Genomic DNA, 15116 nt, shown 5'->3' with positions numbered 1-15116 from the left:
CGGTGGGGACTACGGGGACGCCTGTGCGGCCGGCGTCCCTGCCGGTGCCTTCCTCGTGTCCGTGCTCTTCTTACAGCCCCGGCAGCTCCAGGTCGATGTCGAAGCCCGACGGCGGAACCGGGCGGGAGGTGTCGGATCCGGTCAGCCGCGCGTGATGCGCGCGCACCCGACGCCCGTCGGGGCGGTGTGCGACGCCCAGGTCGCGCAGCCGGTTCAGGGCATTGTGGGCGAGCCCGGCCGCCTCGTCGCCGCGCCCTGCCGCGGCCAGGGTGGCGGCGAGGGAGTTCTCCGCGGCGGCCACCCACGGGTGGGACTGGCCGACCTTGTGGGTCAGCAGGTGCACGGCGGCGCGGCCCTCGTCCTCCGCGCGCTGCAGTTCGCCCATCGCACGCAGATACACCGCGTGCCGGACCTGGCTGAGCCCCGTGTAGGGGTGCCCCACACCGAACCGGGTGGCCAGCGCTTCCCCGCACTGGCGCGCCTGCTGTTCGGCCTCCTCCACCTTGCCGAGCGCGTGCAGGTCTGCGGCGTAGCTGAACTGGCAGCGCAGCGTGTCGAAACGGTCGGCGCCGAAGCGGCTGACGTACAGCTTCAAGGCCCGCAGATCGCGCTCATGGGCCATCTCCAGGCCGTAGCGGGGGTCCCTGACGGCGGGGAAGCCGTCGGCGAGGCGGCGCTCGCTGACGGCCAGGCCGACCTCCGTGCGCAGGCGCGCCCCGTCCCAGGTGTCGCCGTACCGGCGAAGGCGCTGGCGCAGCAGGTCCCGGGCCTCGCCGTCACGCCCTGTCATCCGGTACAGGTAGGCGAGCAGATCGGCCGCGCGCCAGGCGATCGGGTCCTCCTTGCCGCCGACGGCCTGCCGGTAGCGGAAGCGCTCCTGGAGCCGGCTCAGGGCGACGGAGACTCGCCCCGTGAGCGCCTCGGTGAGGGCGAGGTTGTGCTCGACCTGGACCGTGGCGGGATGCTTCCAGCCGAGCAGCAGCGTCAGCCCGTCCATGGCGGGTCTGATCTGGATCAGGGCGTCCTCGAAACGGCCCAGCGCCCGCAGGGTCGCGGCGTGCGAGTCGGCGGACAGCAGGGTGCGGGGGTGCGTCAGGCCGAGCAGCCTGCGGTGGCCGCGCAGCGCCTCCTGGGACAGCTCGCGGGAGCATTCGTACTCGCCGCCCAGGCGGTGGGCGCGGGCGGTGAGATTGAGCAGCCGCAGGTACTCGGGCGTCTGCTCGTCACCGCCGGCCCGCCAGGCCTGCCGGGCCCGGCCGGCGATGTCGAGGAGGCGGTCGAGGTCGGCGCTCTCGCCGCGCTGGCTGAGCGCGTTGAGGTGGCGCAGCAGCGAACGGCGCACCCGGGGCCGGGAGTCCTCCCACAGTCGCAGCGAGTACACCTCGCGCGCCCAGTCGGCGGGCAGGTCCTGGTCCTCCTGCGGTACGTACTCGGCGAGAACACTGCGCAGCACCGACTCGACGTGCTGCCGCTCGTCGGGGTCCATGCCGTCGCGGATCAGGTCGCGCAGCGCGTGGTGCTGGACGAGGGGCTGCTCCTTGCGGTCGAAGTCGACGTCGAGCAGACCTACTTGGGCCAGGGCCCACAGGGCGACGTCCACCATGTGCTCGTCGGGCAGCTGTACGTCGTCGGGGTGGCGCCGCCGGTCGGCGCCCGCGGCGGCCTGTGGCTGGGCCGAGTCGTCGCGGGCCAGCTCGGACAGGATGCGGCGCGAGCGCAGCAGCTCCAGGCCCGTGCCTCGCCCGGTGAGCAGGGAGGCGGCGCCAAGGAGCCAGCCCAGGGCGTCGTGCGCGGGGCTCTCGGCGCGCCATGCGGCGGCGCCGAGGGTGCCCCGCGCGACGTGCTGGGCCACCCGGACCATGACGGTGACGGGCGGTACGGCGCCGGTCTCGCCCAGGAGTTCGGTCTTGCAGGTGCGGTACTCCGCGAGGAGGTCCGCGACGGCCGCGCGGGCCGCCGCGTCCGGCCCCATGTGGTCGTCGCGCTGGTGGGCAGTGGCCCGCTCGGCGAGACAGTGGGCGGCCAGATGCAGGGCGAGCGGGACGAAGTCCACCACGCTGCCCACCTGTTGGGCCTGCTCCTCGGTGATCTCCGGCAGCCGTTCGCACAGCAGGGCACGGCACTCGGCGGGCTTCATGGGGCCGATGCCGAGGGCCGCCAGGTGTGGTGGGCGGACGTTCGGCTGTGGCTCGGCCGGTGGGACGCGACTGGTGATCAGTACATGGCCCCGCTCGTGCGGAACGGGCAGCAGGCCGTGCAGTTCGGCGGGGTCCACCACACCGTCGTAGACGATCAGCCAGTTCACCGAGTCGGAGTCGGGGCGCGACAGACGGGTCAGCAGGCGGGAGACGCCGCCGTCGGGGGCCACGATGCCGAGTTGGTCCTCCGCGGTGCCGAGGTGGCCGGCGAGTCGGGCCAGGCCTCGCTGCACCCGCAGTGTCTCCCAGGCGCGCACCCACCACACGACGTCGTATCTGGCGCCGTAGCGGTGGCACAGCTCCCGGGCCGTCTCGCTCTTCCCCCAGCCGCTGGGGCCGTGCAGTACCAGGCAGCTGCCCTCGCGGCCGGCCCCCCGCAGCTGCTCGTCGAGCCTCGCGAGCAGGGCGTCGCGGTCGATGAAATCGCCGTTGCGCGGGGCGACGTTGGTGGTCTCGGGCAGTCGCGGGAAACGAGCGCCCCGGCCGCCCTCTCGGGGCTGGGCAGCGCCGAGGCCGAGGCCGCTGTACAGCAGCCGCAGCGCCTCGTCCTCGGTGGTGTCGCGCAGGTCGATCCGCTCGTGGTGGGCCGCCTCGGTGTTGGGGAACGCCTCGTCGACCAGGACGATCCGCACGTCGGTGTGGGAGAGGGCGCCGATCTGGGCGAGCAGGGTGTCGTCCGCGTCCCCCGGTGAGAGGAAGAGCAGGGCCGTACCGGGCTCGGGGCGCTCACCGGCGTAGGTGTCGTCCCTGCGCAGCTCGGTCCGGACGTCTCTTTCGCCGAGCCGGTCCTGCAGCCAGGCGGCCCAGAGGGCGTGCCGTGCGGAGTGGACGACGGTGACGTGGGTCAACCGGGCCGGGCGGCGTACGCGCAGCCAGTCGGCGAGCCGCTCGTAGTAGGGACGCAGGCCGGTGACCGTGCCGACGCCCTCGGCCTCGACGGCGAGGCTGCGGCTGTCCAGGTAGAGGGGGTTGTACGGGATCTCCAGGAAGGGGAACTCGCGCTCGTCGCGGGCCTGGGCGAGCGGTCCGAACTTGCGGCGCACCCGCTCGCGCGCGTCGCGCAGCCGGTCGTGCACGCCGACGTCGCTCTTGAGCCCGAGAGTGAGGAGCCGAACGGGCCGGTCGCCCTGCCGGCCGGACAGGTCCTCGGCGAGGGCGGCCGCACCGTCGATGGACCACGCGGTCAACGCGAAGCAGATGACGATCGAGTCGGCGAACCCAGCCAGCCGGGCCGGTTCCACGGCGCCGGGAGCGTCCGGCACCGGGGCCTCGACGAGGACGTGGTCGAAGCGGGTCGCGACGGGGTCGTCGGCGAGCCCGGTCAGCGCGTGCGGGGCGGTGAGCGTCGTGGTGGCGACCTGCCCAGGCACCGGTTCGGGTACCACCGTGCCGCCCGCCGGATCGCCCGAACGGCCGTCCACGAGCAGCACACTGCGGTTGCCCTCGGCGAGAATGTCCGCCGCGTTGCGCAGGGTGGTGCTCAGCCCGAGGTTCTCCGACGTGGTGAAGAAAATGGCGAACGAACCAGCGCGGTCAAGGGGGTTGGCGTCTGGCATGACCTCTCCGCTCGGCGCGGCACAGCAAGGGAAGGTGGACATAACGGACATGCGAGGGTGTCAGTATAGGGTCCGCCGTGCTGCGCCCGCCTGCGCGCGCCCGGTGTACGGCGGATCCGCGGCTCGCCCGCACCCCGCCCACTTTGCTCACGCGCTCTCGGTGTGTCCGGTGACGAACGGATCGCCCGCCGCGCAGCTCTCGTGCACCCGGCGCAGCAGCGCGCCGAGGACGGAGTCCGGCAGGGCGGCGACGTCTTCGAGCGCCAGTCCGGCGATGTCCAGGACGACGGACTGGGCGTCGGGCGCCGGACCTCGGGCCTCGCCCGTACGCGGCTCGGCGGGGGTGACGCCCTCGGCAACTGCCATGGTGTCCACTCCATGGTGTTCGTGGACCGCTGTGCGGCTGAGGCCCGCCCCGCGTGTACGCGGAACGGGTGACCGATGTCCACTTCAGCGTAACGCCACCCCCTGCCCCAGCGGCAGCGGTCGTGCAAACACCGGGCCTCCTCAACTGGCCGCGGCACGAGACCTGTTGGCTCATTCGTGATGTTGACGCTCGACACACCCCGAACGAATACTGGTCGAACAGAGTGCGCCCGGTCCTGGTCTGCGACAGGCGGCGGCGCACATCTTCGGGGGGAAGCGGATGAGTCGACCGCCACTGCGCCATGCGGAGCCGCCCTGGCCGAGGGCTGCCGACGTGATGGCACGGGAGACGGCCGGCTGGGTTCCGTACCCGCTCCACTCCTTCGTCCTCAAGGTGCACAGCCGCTGCGATCTGGCCTGCGACTACTGCTACATGTACCGTTCGCACGACCAGAGCTGGCGCACCCAGCCGCGCGCCATGGCCCCCGCCACCGTCGAGCGCACGGCCGAGCGGATCGCCGAGCACCTGTCCGCGCACGGGCTGTACGAGGCGGGCGTCGTCCTGCACGGCGGAGAACCCCTGCTCGCCGGCGACGCCGCGCTCGCCCGCACGGTCCGCGCGCTGCGCGCGGCCGTCGGCGACGGTGTACGGCTCCACCTCTCCCTGCAGACCAACGGCGTACGCCTCACCGAGCGGCGGCTCGACCTCTGCGGCGAACTGGGCATAAGGATCGGGGTGAGCACCGACGGCGGACGCGCCGCCCACGACCGGCACCGCCGCGGCGCCGACGGGCGCGGCAGCCACGGCCGGGTCGACGCGGCCCTGCGGCTCCTGGCGAGCGAGCCCTACCGGCCGCTGTTCGCCGCGCTGCTGTGCACGATCGACCTGCGCAACGACCCCGTACGCACCTATGAGCAGCTGCTCTCCCACCGTCCGCCCACCGTCGACTTCCTTCTTCCGCTGGGCAATTGGCACACCCCGCCGCCCGGCCTCGACTCCGCAGGGCGGCGCACCCCGTACGCGGACTGGCTGTGGGCGGTCTTCGAGCGCTGGTACGGAGCGGCTGTGCGCGAGACCGGCGTACGTCTCCTCGACGACCTCATGGCCCTTCTGCTGGGCGCCGCCCCGCAGACGGAGGCCCTCGGACTCTCCCCGGTCCGCTACGCGGTGGTGGAGACCGACGGCTCGCTGGCCCAGGACGACACCCTGCGCACCGCGTACGACGGGGCCGCGCGCACCGGGCTCGACGTGTGGCGGCACTCCTTCGACACGCTGCTGCGCCACCCCGGCGTCGCGGCCCGCCAGTGGGGCGCCGACGGACTGTGCGCCGCATGCCGCGCCTGCCCGCTGCACCGGGTGTGCGGTGGCGGCCACTACGCCAACCGGTACCGCCGCGACACCGGATTCGCCAATCCGAGTGTGTACTGCGCCGACCTGACGGCGCTGATCGGACGGGTGCGCGGACGACTGGCCGCGGACGTGCCGGGCCTGGCTTCGGGGCCCCTGGGCGAGAGGGCGGCGACTACTTCACCGTCTACGGGGTCGGCTTCACCGTCTACGGGGTCGGCGACCTCACGGCCGTCGGGACGGACGCCGCCACCGCAGACGGAATCGACGCCCCCGCCGCCGGCTCCCGTCACGTCGGCGCCCGCGCGGCCGGCGTCCTCGTTGCCGTCGGAGGTGGCATGACGCCGTCGCCGCATCGCATGCCGGGCGTGTTGTTCGACGAGGTCGCCGCGGGATGCGGCGGCGCCGGGGCCCTGCGGCTGCTCGCCCGTGCCGAGCACAGCCGACGTCTCGCCTGCGTGTACGCGGTGACGGCCGCCGCCCGTGAGACCGGGGGCGCCGTGGCCCAAGAGGCCGAGGGGGCGTGGGAGCTCCTGGCCGCCGCCCGGAGCGCGGCGCCCGACGCAGCGGCCGCCGTCCTGACCCATCCGTCGGCCGGTCCGGCGCTGTTCGGCCTGCTCGCCCGCCTGACCCAACGCCGCGAGGACGCGCAGCCGCCGGTGCACTGGTTCACCGCCCTCGCGGCCACGGCGGCGGTCCGCGCCGGGTTGCCCGGGCGCGTGCGGTGGCAGGCGGCCGGCCCCTGGGTGGCGCTGCCGTCGCTCGGCCGGGCCCACTTCCCCGGCGCCCGCCCCGGCGAGAGCGTCGAGGTCCGCGTGGACAACGACGGCCGGGCCCGGATCGCTCTCCCCGGATCAGCCCTCGCCCCCGGGCCGGTCACGGTGCCCAGGGATCCGTACCGGGGCAAGGGGCGCTGGCGGGGCGCGCACCTGCTGGTCGCCCTCGACACCGACTCCCCGCTCCTGCTCGACCCCCTGGACCCGTCGTGCTTCCCGCACGCGGAGGGGCGGCCCGGAGACCTCGGCGTCGACGAGGTGCGCCGCTGGAGCGCGGTGGCGCGCGACGCCTGCCGGTTGCTGCGGGCCGACCATCCGGAGACCTACGCGGAGCTGGCCGCCGGTCCACGGCTCCTGGTGCCCCTGACCGGCACCGGCCGGGGAAGCGTCAGCGGCAGCAGCGCGGAGACCTTCGGCTGCATCGCGCTGTCGCTGCCCCCGTCGGGGACCCTTTTCGCGGTGACGATGGCGCACGAGATGCAGCACAACAAGTTCGCCGCCCTGCTGCACCTCTTCGACCTGTTCGAGGCGGGTGGCCAGGAGCTGTACTACGCGCCCTGGCGCACCGACCCGCGCCCGCTGCTCGGTCTCTTCCACGGGGCGTACGCGCATCTGGGGGTGGCACAGTTCTGGAACCGGCGCCGTGAGACGGAGCGGGACCCAGAGCTGCGGGCCGCCGCGCACGTCCGGTTCGCGCGCTGGCGCACGGCCACCCGGGAGGCGACCCTCCTGCTCCTGGACTCCGGCCGGCTCACTCCGCTCGGGCAGCGGTTCGCCGGGCGGATGCTGGACACCCTCGACGCCCTGTGCCGACTGCCGGTGCCCGCCCCGGCCCTGCGCCGGGCCGAGGCCGCGGCACAGGCGCACCGGGACGCCTGGCGCGACCGCAACGGGAGGGCGCGAGCGCTGCCCGTGTGACAACCGGCGCCCGCTCCCGCACAGCACAAGGCCCTGGCCGGGATTGCTCCCGGCCAGGGCCTTCTGCTGCATCATCTGGTGTCCGAGGGGGGACTTGAACCCCCACGCCCGATAAAGGGCACTAGCACCTCAAGCTAGCGCGTCTGCCATTCCGCCACCCGGACAAGGTGTCTGTCGCGCGGGTTTCCCTCGCGGCGACAGAGGAAACATTACCAGGCTTTCGAGGGCTCCTGATCACGCCCTGTTCCCGCGTGAACGGCGTGTGACGGGCCGGGTCCGGCCTTGGGGAGGGCAGGGGGTCGGAGAGAGGATGGGGGGGACCACCAGCAGTGACAGTGGGAGGAAGCAGCGTGAGCGAGTCGAACACGGCCAGGAGCGTCTCTGGCGAGGACGAGGTCGTGGACCTCTGTCGCGAGCTGATCCGGATCGACACCAGCAACTATGGGGACCACTCCGGGCCGGGCGAGCGCGAGGCCGCGGAGTACGTGGCCGAGAAGCTCGCCGAGGTGGGGCTCGAACCGCAGATCTTCGAGTCGCACCGGGGCCGCGCCTCCACGGTGGCCCGTATCGAGGGCGAGGACCCCTCACGGCCCGCACTGCTCATCCACGGCCACACCGACGTCGTACCGGCGAACGCGGCGGACTGGACCCACGACCCCTTCTCCGGCGAGATCGCGGACGGGATGGTGTGGGGCCGCGGCGCGGTCGACATGAAGGACATGGACGCCATGACGCTGGCGGTCGTACGGGACCGGCTGCGCAGTGGCAGGAAGCCCCCGCGCGACATCGTCCTGGCCTTTCTCGCGGACGAGGAAGCGGGCGGCACATGGGGCGCGCGGCACCTGGTCGACAACCACCCGGACCTCTTCGAGGGCGTCACGGAGGCGATCGGTGAGGTCGGCGGGTTCTCCTTCACGGTCAACGAGAAGCTGCGGCTGTATCTCGTGGAGACCGCACAGAAGGGCATGCACTGGATGAAGCTGACCGTGGACGGCACCGCCGGCCACGGTTCGATGATCCACAAGGACAACGCGATCACCGAGCTGTCCGAGGCCGTGGGGCGGCTCGGCCGGCACAAGTTCCCGGTGCGCGTCACCAAGACACTGCGGCACTTCCTCGACGAACTCGGCGACGCGCTCGGCACCGAGCTCGACCCGGAGAACATGGACGAGACGCTCGCCAAGCTCGGCGGCATCGCCAAGCTCATCGGCGCCTCGCTGCAGAACACCGCCAATCCGACCCAGCTGGGTGCCGGGTACAAGGTCAACGTGATTCCAGGGCAGGCCACCGCGCATGTCGACGCGCGTTATCTGCCGGGGTACGAGGAGGAATTCCTCGCCGACCTGGACCGCATTCTCGGCCCGAGCGTGAAGCGTCAGGACGTGCACGCGGACAAGGCACTGGAGACCAGCTTCGACGGCGCCCTCGTCGACGCGATGCAGACCGCGCTGTCCGCCGAGGACCCGATCGCGCGAGCCGTGCCCTACATGCTCTCGGCCGGCACCGACGCCAAGTCCTTCGCGGACCTCGGCATCCGCTGCTTCGGTTTCGCCCCGCTGAAGCTGCCGCCGGAGCTGGACTTCGCGGGCATGTTCCACGGTGTCGACGAGCGGGTGCCGGTGGATGCGCTGAAGTTCGGCGTACGCGTGCTCGACCGTTTCATCGAGGCGTCCTGAGGCGTCCTGAATTCGCCCACTGAAACGAAACTTCAGTATTCGCCAGCCCGTGCGGAACTGACTGAGAAGAGTGAATCGGACCATAAGCTCGTAGCTCTACTACTCCCTCCTCGTTACAAGTGACGTGATCCGCTGCTTGGGATCGCATTTGCCAACAAGGAGGAATAATGATCAAGAAGGTCGTCGCTGCTGCGGCTGCCACTGGTGGTCTGGTTCTCGCGGGTGCGGGCCTGGCCGTCGCCGACTCGGGTGCCCAGGGTGCCGCCGTGCACTCCCCGGGTGTCGTCTCCGGCAACGTCATCCAGGTGCCCGTTCACGTCCCGGTGAACGTCTGCGGCAACACGGTCTCCGTGATCGGGCTGCTGAACCCCGCCTTCGGCAACACCTGCATCAACAAGTGACGTTGTGCCTCACCCCATGAGGGTCTGAGTCCGTCGGCCCCGGAGTGCGCGCCATGCGCTCCGGGGCCGACCGGCTTTCCGCGCACGCACTGAGGGTGCGTGCGCGTTCCGAACGGTCCATGACACAGGGTTAAGGCAGGGATACAGCTATGCGACAGGTCACCCGCAAGGGCCTGATGACGGTGGCGGCCGCGACCGGCGTACTCGCCGCGACGGGCGGCTACGCACACGCCGACTCGGGTGCGAACGGTTTCAGTTCGGACTCACCCGGCGTGCTGTCGGGCAACACGGTGCAGGCGCCGGTGCACGTGCCGGTCAATGTCTGCGGCAACACCGTGAACGTCGTCGGGGTGCTCAACCCTGCGATGGGCAACACATGCGTCAACCACGGCGGCGGCAGCGGTTCCTCCGGGGGCGGCCACGGCGACTCGGGCTCCCACTCCGGCGGCTCCCAGGCCGGCGGCCACACCAGTGACTCGCCGGGCGTGGGGTCCGGGAACCACGTACAGGTGCCGATCGACGCACCGGTCAACGTCTGCGGCAACAGCGTCAACGTGATCGGCATCGGCAACGCGGCGGCGGGCAACGAGTGTGCCAACGGGACGGGTGGCGGTCACTCCACCACTCCGCCCGGCGGCGGTCACGAGACGCCGCCTCCGGGCACGCCCGGCCAGCCGGGGCACCCCGGACACCCGGGCCAGCCCGGACAGCCGGGTCAGCCGGGTACTCCGGGGCATCCTGGCCACCCGAGCCAGCCCTCCAACCCCGGAGGGGGGACGCCGGGCGGCTCCTCGCACGTCAACCACCCGGGGGCGCAGTCCGTCACCCAGCCCCAGGGCACCGCGCAGCTCGCCCACACCGGCAGTGACCTGCCGCTCGGTGTGGTCGTGCCGGTTGGCGCGGGCGCGCTGCTGGCGGGCGCCATGCTCTACCGCAGGGCACGATCGGCGGCGTAGAACGGTACGAACCTGATCACAACGCCACAAACTTCCCCGGTGGCGTGGAGAACGGAGCGGGCCCCGCCAGTGCGGGGCCCGCTCCGTTCTCAGCCGCCTTCCGTCACCACGTGGCGCGTACCTGGCGGATGATCCGCCGGCGCAGCCGCACCTTGCGGCTGCCGTCGCGCAGCAGGCTCAGGCGGTCCAACTCCCAGTGTCCGTACTCGGCATGGTCCGTCAGCAGGCGTGTCGTTTCCTTGCGGGAAACCCCGCGCGGTACGTACACGTCGACAAATTCGTATTCCGGCATCGCATCTATTGTGCGGGCAGAGCCCGTGTACGGATAGCGTCTGCACTATGTCTGATGCTGTGCAGCCCACCGCTGCCGAGGTACGCGCCGCCGCCGAGGCGGTCAAGACCGCGCTCGACCGCCACCTGGCCGCGGTCGAGCGCAGGACGGGTGAAGACGACCCGGGTGTCTACGAGGCGTTCAATGAGCTGGCCGCCGCGGCCGAGGAGTACGACGAGCTCCTCTACGACCGCTACGACGAGGTCACGCCCTTCGAGATCCCCGGCAGTGACGACACGCTGCCGCCGTACACGGGCCCCGAGGAGCCGAATGCGCTGAGCGTACTGATCCGCCGGGACTACGCGGTGGTGGAACCGCAGCGACTGCTGGCGCAGGCCCAGCGGGTGGAAGCCGTGGAGGAGGAGGGGGCCACCGCCACCGCGGGCTTCGACGCGGCGGCCGGCACGATCCATGGGGCGCTCGGGGTCCTGTTCGGCGAGTTCGAACCGGACGAGATCGCCTCCCGGCACAAGGAGTTCGGCCTGGAGGAGGGTGACTCCACGCTCTGGGTGACCGCCGCCGACGAACCCGCCGAGCCCGGCGAATGGCTGGAGACCCCGTTCGAGTCGATCGACCCACAACGGGTGGTCTGCCGCTTCGACGTCAGCGCGGTCTTCGACGAAGAGTCGGACGACGACGACCTGGAGGACGGCCTCGGCCCCGACGGCGACCTGGAGCCATTGGACGCGGACCGCTGATCTCGACGGCGCAGCCGCGGGCGGCAGCGCCGGAGGGGCAGCCACCGTGGTTGCGGGCCTGCGTGCGGCGTGGGGCAGCCACCGCGGCTGTGAACGTGCGTGCCGCTAGGGCGGTAGCCCCACCCGCAGTGGCACAGGATGGGGGGCACGCGGGGCGCCGTCATGGCCGTCTTAGCCGTGGGCGTGCGTGCGGCGAGCGGCGGGCAGCCCACCCGCCGCGGCACGGGGCGGGACATGCGTGGGCGCTGTCGCAGCTGTCGTAGCTGCGGGTGTGCGTGGCGCTGCGGACGGCAGCCCAGCCGCGGCGGCATGGGGTGCGGGCCCGCGGGGTGCCGTCGCAGCCGACCTGCGGCGGCATGGGGTGCTGGCCTGCGGGGTGCCGTCGCAGCCGACCTGCGGCGGCATGGGGTGCGAGCCTGCGGGGTGCCGTCGCAGCCGACCTGCGGCGGCATGGGGTGCGGGCCTGCTGGGCGCGGGCCGTCGCAGCCGTCTCAGCTGTGGGCAATGGTGCCGCTGGTGCGGCACCCGTCCCAAAGAGAGCGGCACCTCGTAAGCGCCGAGCCGCGCACCCAGCCCCGGTTGCCCCCGGCGCCGGGTGCTCCCACACACGGTGGTGCACTCCGGCGCCGGGAGGTCAGCCGGCCGCCGGGGCCTGTGCCTTGAGCAGGACCGGCAGGCGCGTGGTGCGCGGTTTCTGCGGCACCTCCGCCACCGCCCGCTGCAAGGCCCCCTCCACCCCGTGCACCACGGACAGATGACGCTCGGCGCGGCCGAAGGCCGTGTACACCCAGGGCCTGGTCAGGGACTGCGCGGCATCGCCGGGGAGCACCACGACAACGGCGGGCCAGCGCACGCCCACCGCCTGGTGCGCCGTGAGCGCCCACCCGTGCCGCACGGACTGCTCCACCCGCTCCTTCGGTACGACGACGGGGAGCCCGGCGCACTCCAGATGCAGCCCCTCGGCGTCGGCCTTCACCACATGCCCCGGCACCGAACGCCCCGGCGCGGGGGAGTACGCGATCCGGTCGCCCGGGTCGAAGCCGCCGAAGCGGCCGGGACCGGGATTCAGTCGCTCCTTGAGCGCGGTGTTGAGCGCGCGCGTGCCGACCGCCCCGCCGTGCCCCGGCGTGATCACCTGCGTCTGCTCGGCCGGGATGCCGATCGCGCGCGGCACCGAGTCCGCGACCAGCTGCACGGTCCGGTGCACCGCCTCGCCGGCGTCGCGCACCGGGACGATCACGACCTCCTTGCCGGGCGCCTCGACCTGGTTCAGCTCACCGATGCCGACTCCGGAGACCAGCTCTCCGATGGGCCCGGAGTCCGGCGTCCGGGAGGCCACCTGCGGGCATGCGCGGGCGGCGAGGAGATCCGCGAAGACCTTCCCCGGACCCGCCGACCACAGCACCCCCGGGTCCCCGCTCAGCACCAGCCGCGCGCCGTCCGGCAGCGACTCGGCGAGCACGGCCGCCGTCTCGACGTCGAGCTGCGGCGCGTCCAGGACGACGAGGAGGTCGAGATCGAAGGCGCCGTCGGTGTCCCGGCCCGGGCCCTCGGCGCCGGAGAGGAGCCCGGCGACGGTGGCGACCCCCGTGCCCGTGCCGTCCTCGGCGCCGTCCGGCAGGTCGCGGAGGGCCGGGTGGGCCGTGAAGCGGTCGCGGCCGCTCGGCGTGTGCGTGGCGGCCCAGCCGCGCAGGCCGAGACCGCGCGCGGCGCACAGCAGCGCCGCCGCCTCGGCCTGGGACGCGTTCCCGCCGGTGTGCAGGACCAGGCCGTGGCCCGCGACCGCGCGGATCAGCTCGGCGGCGGAGCGCGTGGCCGACGCGGCGGCCTGCTCCCAGTCGGCGGCCGAACCGTCCTCCTTCGGCACGGAGTTCATCACCCGGGCCAGCCCGTCGGCGAGGCTCTCTTCCGCGAGGGCGTACCGCTCCAGGCCCACCAGGACGCGGACCGGGCGCTCTTCGCCCTCCGCGGCGCCCTCTTCCTGAACGGGGGCCGCCGTGTCGAGCGCGTCCTGGAAGACCAGGGCCTCACCCTCCGCCAGGGTGCTCTGCACGGCCGCGTCCGGGTCCGGCACCGAGCGCTGGGCGAGCGCGGCGGTGAGCGCCGGGGCGTCGAGGGCGGTGTGTCCGGCGAGGGCGGCCTGCTCCAGGAGCCAGACCGTGAGCGCCCGGCCGCGCCGCTCGTCGTCCGGGCCGCACTCCGCGCCGAGCATCGCGCGGGCGAACCCGTCGGCCTGCTCGGGCCGCACGCCCAAGACACGCAGCAACTGCCAGGGATCCTCGCGCAGTTGCTCGTCGGCGCCCTCGCCGAGGGCCGTGACGACCTGTGCCGCGAGCGCGTCCGGCGCGCCGCCCTCGGTCAGTACGGCCCGCACGGCCTCGACGGCCCGCGGTGCGGCGGCCGACGGCACGGCGGCCGGGGCGACCACGGGCTGCGGCCGCCGCACGGGCTCCTGTGTGACCCCGCGCGGAGCGGGCTCGGGCTCGTGGAACGCGGTGGCCACCGGCTTCTCGCCGCTCTCCACGGCCCGCACCGCCGCGAGCAGATCCGCGGCCTTCCCGCTGAGCTTGGCCCCGGCCTCGATCGGCCCCTGCTTCTCGGCCTTCCGCCGCTCGATGCGCTCCCGCTCCAGGCGCTGGGCCTTCAGCTCGGCCTCGGCCTCGGACAACTGGGCGGCAGCTTCGGAGGCTTCGGTCCCTGCGGAGGCTGCCGCGTCGGCGTCCACGCCCTCGGCGGGCGCGGCCGTGTCGACCGCGGCAGCCTCAGCGCCTTCGACGGCGCCGTCGGCCGTGTCCGCGCCCGGTGCCCCCGGCTCCGCGTCCTCCGTGGTCTCGGGCTCCGTGCTCACAGCGTGCTCCAGTCGTGATCGGGATAGTGGTGCACCGGTGCCGACACGTCGTCGAGCGCCCGGCAGATCTCGTCAGGAAGACTAAGGGTCTCCACTGACAACGCGGCAGCGAGCTGCTGCGCGTTGCGCGCGCCGACGATGGGGGCGGCGACGCCGGGCCGGTCGCGGACCCAGGCGAGAGCCACCTGGAGCGGGGTCACGGCGAGACCGTCCGCCGCGGTCGTCACCGCGTCCACGATGCCGCTCGCCGTGTCGTCCAGGTACGGCGCGACGAAGGGCGCGAGGTGCTCCGAGCCGCCCCGGGAGTCGGAGGGCGTCCCACTCCGGTACTTGCCCGTGAGCACGCCCCGCCCGAGCGGCGAGGAGGGCAGCAGGCCGATGCCCAGGTCGAGAGCGGCCGGCAGTACCTCTCGCTCTACGCCGCGCTGGAGCAGGGAGTACTCCATCTGCGTACTGGCGAGGCGTGTCCGTATCCCGGGCGCCGCGAGCTGCCAGGTCGCCGCCTTGGCGAGCTGCCAGCCGCAGAAGTTGGACACTCCCGCGTAGCGCGCGCGACCGCTGCTGACCGCGAGGTCGAGCGCCTGAAGGGTCTCGTCCAGGGGAGTGTCGGGGTCGTACGCGTGGACGTGCCACAGGTCCACGTAGTCCGTGCCGAGGCGGGCGAGCGAGGCGTCGAGCGCCGACAGCAGATGGCCGCGCGAGCCGTCGAAGCGGCGGTCCGGGTCGGGCACACTCCCCGCCTTCGTCGAGATGACCAGGTCCCGGCGCGGCACGAGCCCTTCTGTGAGGCGTCCGAGCAGATACTCGGCCTCCCCGTCCCCATACACGTCCGCGGTGTCGACGAGGGTCCCGCCCGCTTCCCAGAACACCTTCAAGAGGTCCGCGGCGTCATGCTCGTCCGTGTCCCGCCCCCATGTGAGGGTGCCGAGTCCGATCCGGGACACACGCAGGCCGGTACGGCCGAGATGCCTCTGCTCCATGGACGCCGAGATTACTGGCCAGAACTCACTACGTGGGGGCCCTGTGGACAACGAGGTTCGGGCA

General features: G+C 73.0%; 11 protein-coding genes and 1 tRNA gene. 6 read left to right on the top strand and 6 right to left on the bottom strand.

Annotated features, from left to right (window positions below; translation table 11 throughout):
* Nucleotides 1-70 precede the first annotated feature (70 nt).
* The gene (gene fxsT, locus AB5J53_RS10935; protein WP_369245426.1) at nt 71-3754 is read right to left on the bottom strand and encodes an FxSxx-COOH system tetratricopeptide repeat protein; all 3684 of its coding nucleotides are present in this window, start codon (nt 3752-3754) and stop codon (nt 71-73) included.
* Nucleotides 3755-3901: 147 nt separating this feature from the next.
* Nucleotides 3902-4120 carry an FxSxx-COOH cyclophane-containing RiPP peptide gene (gene fxsA, locus AB5J53_RS10930; RefSeq protein ID WP_369245425.1) on the bottom strand — a complete coding sequence of 73 codons (219 nt, stop codon included), beginning with the start codon at nt 4118-4120 and terminating at the stop codon, nt 3902-3904.
* Between the two features lie 280 nt (nt 4121-4400).
* Here fxsA and AB5J53_RS10925 point away from each other — a divergent pair, with 280 nt between their 5' ends.
* Nucleotides 4401-5810: an FxsB family cyclophane-forming radical SAM/SPASM peptide maturase gene (locus AB5J53_RS10925; protein ID WP_369245424.1), complete on the top strand. Its 1410-nt coding sequence runs from the start codon at nt 4401-4403 to the stop codon at nt 5808-5810.
* The gene (locus AB5J53_RS10920; protein ID WP_369245423.1) at nt 5807-7162 is read left to right on the top strand and encodes an HEXXH motif-containing putative peptide modification protein; all 1356 of its coding nucleotides are present in this window, start codon (nt 5807-5809) and stop codon (nt 7160-7162) included. The genes AB5J53_RS10925 and AB5J53_RS10920 overlap by 4 nt, the downstream gene beginning before the upstream one ends.
* Before the next feature lie 76 nt (nt 7163-7238).
* Here AB5J53_RS10920 and AB5J53_RS10915 read toward each other — a convergent pair.
* Nucleotides 7239-7326 (bottom strand) — tRNA-Leu (locus AB5J53_RS10915).
* Between the two features lie 186 nt (nt 7327-7512).
* Between AB5J53_RS10915 and AB5J53_RS10910 the strand changes: the two genes are divergently transcribed.
* The 3 genes from AB5J53_RS10910 to AB5J53_RS10900 all read left to right on the top strand — a co-directional run bounded on the left by AB5J53_RS10910 (nt 7513) and on the right by AB5J53_RS10900 (nt 10195).
* Nucleotides 7513-8838 (top strand): M20/M25/M40 family metallo-hydrolase, encoded by a 1326-nt coding sequence (locus AB5J53_RS10910; RefSeq protein WP_369245422.1) that lies wholly within the window; start codon nt 7513-7515, stop codon nt 8836-8838.
* Between the two features lie 167 nt (nt 8839-9005).
* On the top strand, nt 9006-9239 hold the full coding sequence (gene chpH, locus AB5J53_RS10905; protein ID WP_010988036.1) for a chaplin ChpH: 234 nt from the start codon (nt 9006-9008) through the stop codon (nt 9237-9239).
* 149 nt (nt 9240-9388) lie between these two features.
* Complete coding sequence (locus tag AB5J53_RS10900; RefSeq protein ID WP_369245421.1) at nt 9389-10195, top strand: chaplin; 807 nt, start codon at nt 9389-9391, stop codon at nt 10193-10195.
* 103 nt (nt 10196-10298) lie between these two features.
* Here AB5J53_RS10900 and AB5J53_RS10895 read toward each other — a convergent pair whose 3' ends face one another.
* On the bottom strand, nt 10299-10487 hold the full coding sequence (locus AB5J53_RS10895; protein WP_028801646.1) for a DUF5703 family protein: 189 nt from the start codon (nt 10485-10487) through the stop codon (nt 10299-10301).
* Between the two features lie 47 nt (nt 10488-10534).
* Here AB5J53_RS10895 and AB5J53_RS10890 point away from each other — a divergent pair, with 47 nt between their 5' ends.
* Nucleotides 10535-11224 (top strand): hypothetical protein, encoded by a 690-nt coding sequence (locus AB5J53_RS10890; protein WP_369245420.1) that lies wholly within the window; start codon nt 10535-10537, stop codon nt 11222-11224.
* 634 nt (nt 11225-11858) lie between these two features.
* Here AB5J53_RS10890 and AB5J53_RS10885 read toward each other — a convergent pair.
* Nucleotides 11859-14072, bottom strand: a complete 2214-nt coding sequence (locus tag AB5J53_RS10885; RefSeq protein ID WP_369245419.1) for a helix-hairpin-helix domain-containing protein — start codon at nt 14070-14072, stop codon at nt 11859-11861.
* The gene (locus AB5J53_RS10880; RefSeq protein WP_369245418.1) at nt 14069-15052 is read right to left on the bottom strand and encodes an aldo/keto reductase; all 984 of its coding nucleotides are present in this window, start codon (nt 15050-15052) and stop codon (nt 14069-14071) included. The genes AB5J53_RS10885 and AB5J53_RS10880 overlap by 4 nt, the downstream gene beginning before the upstream one ends.
* Nucleotides 15053-15116: the final 64 nt, after the last annotated feature.

The organism is Streptomyces sp. R41, from assembly GCF_041053055.1.
GTDB lineage: Bacteria > Actinomycetota > Actinomycetes > Streptomycetales > Streptomycetaceae > Streptomyces.
The sequence above is the reverse complement of the archived record's forward strand: the minus strand, read 5'-3'. Positions and strand labels throughout refer to the sequence as shown.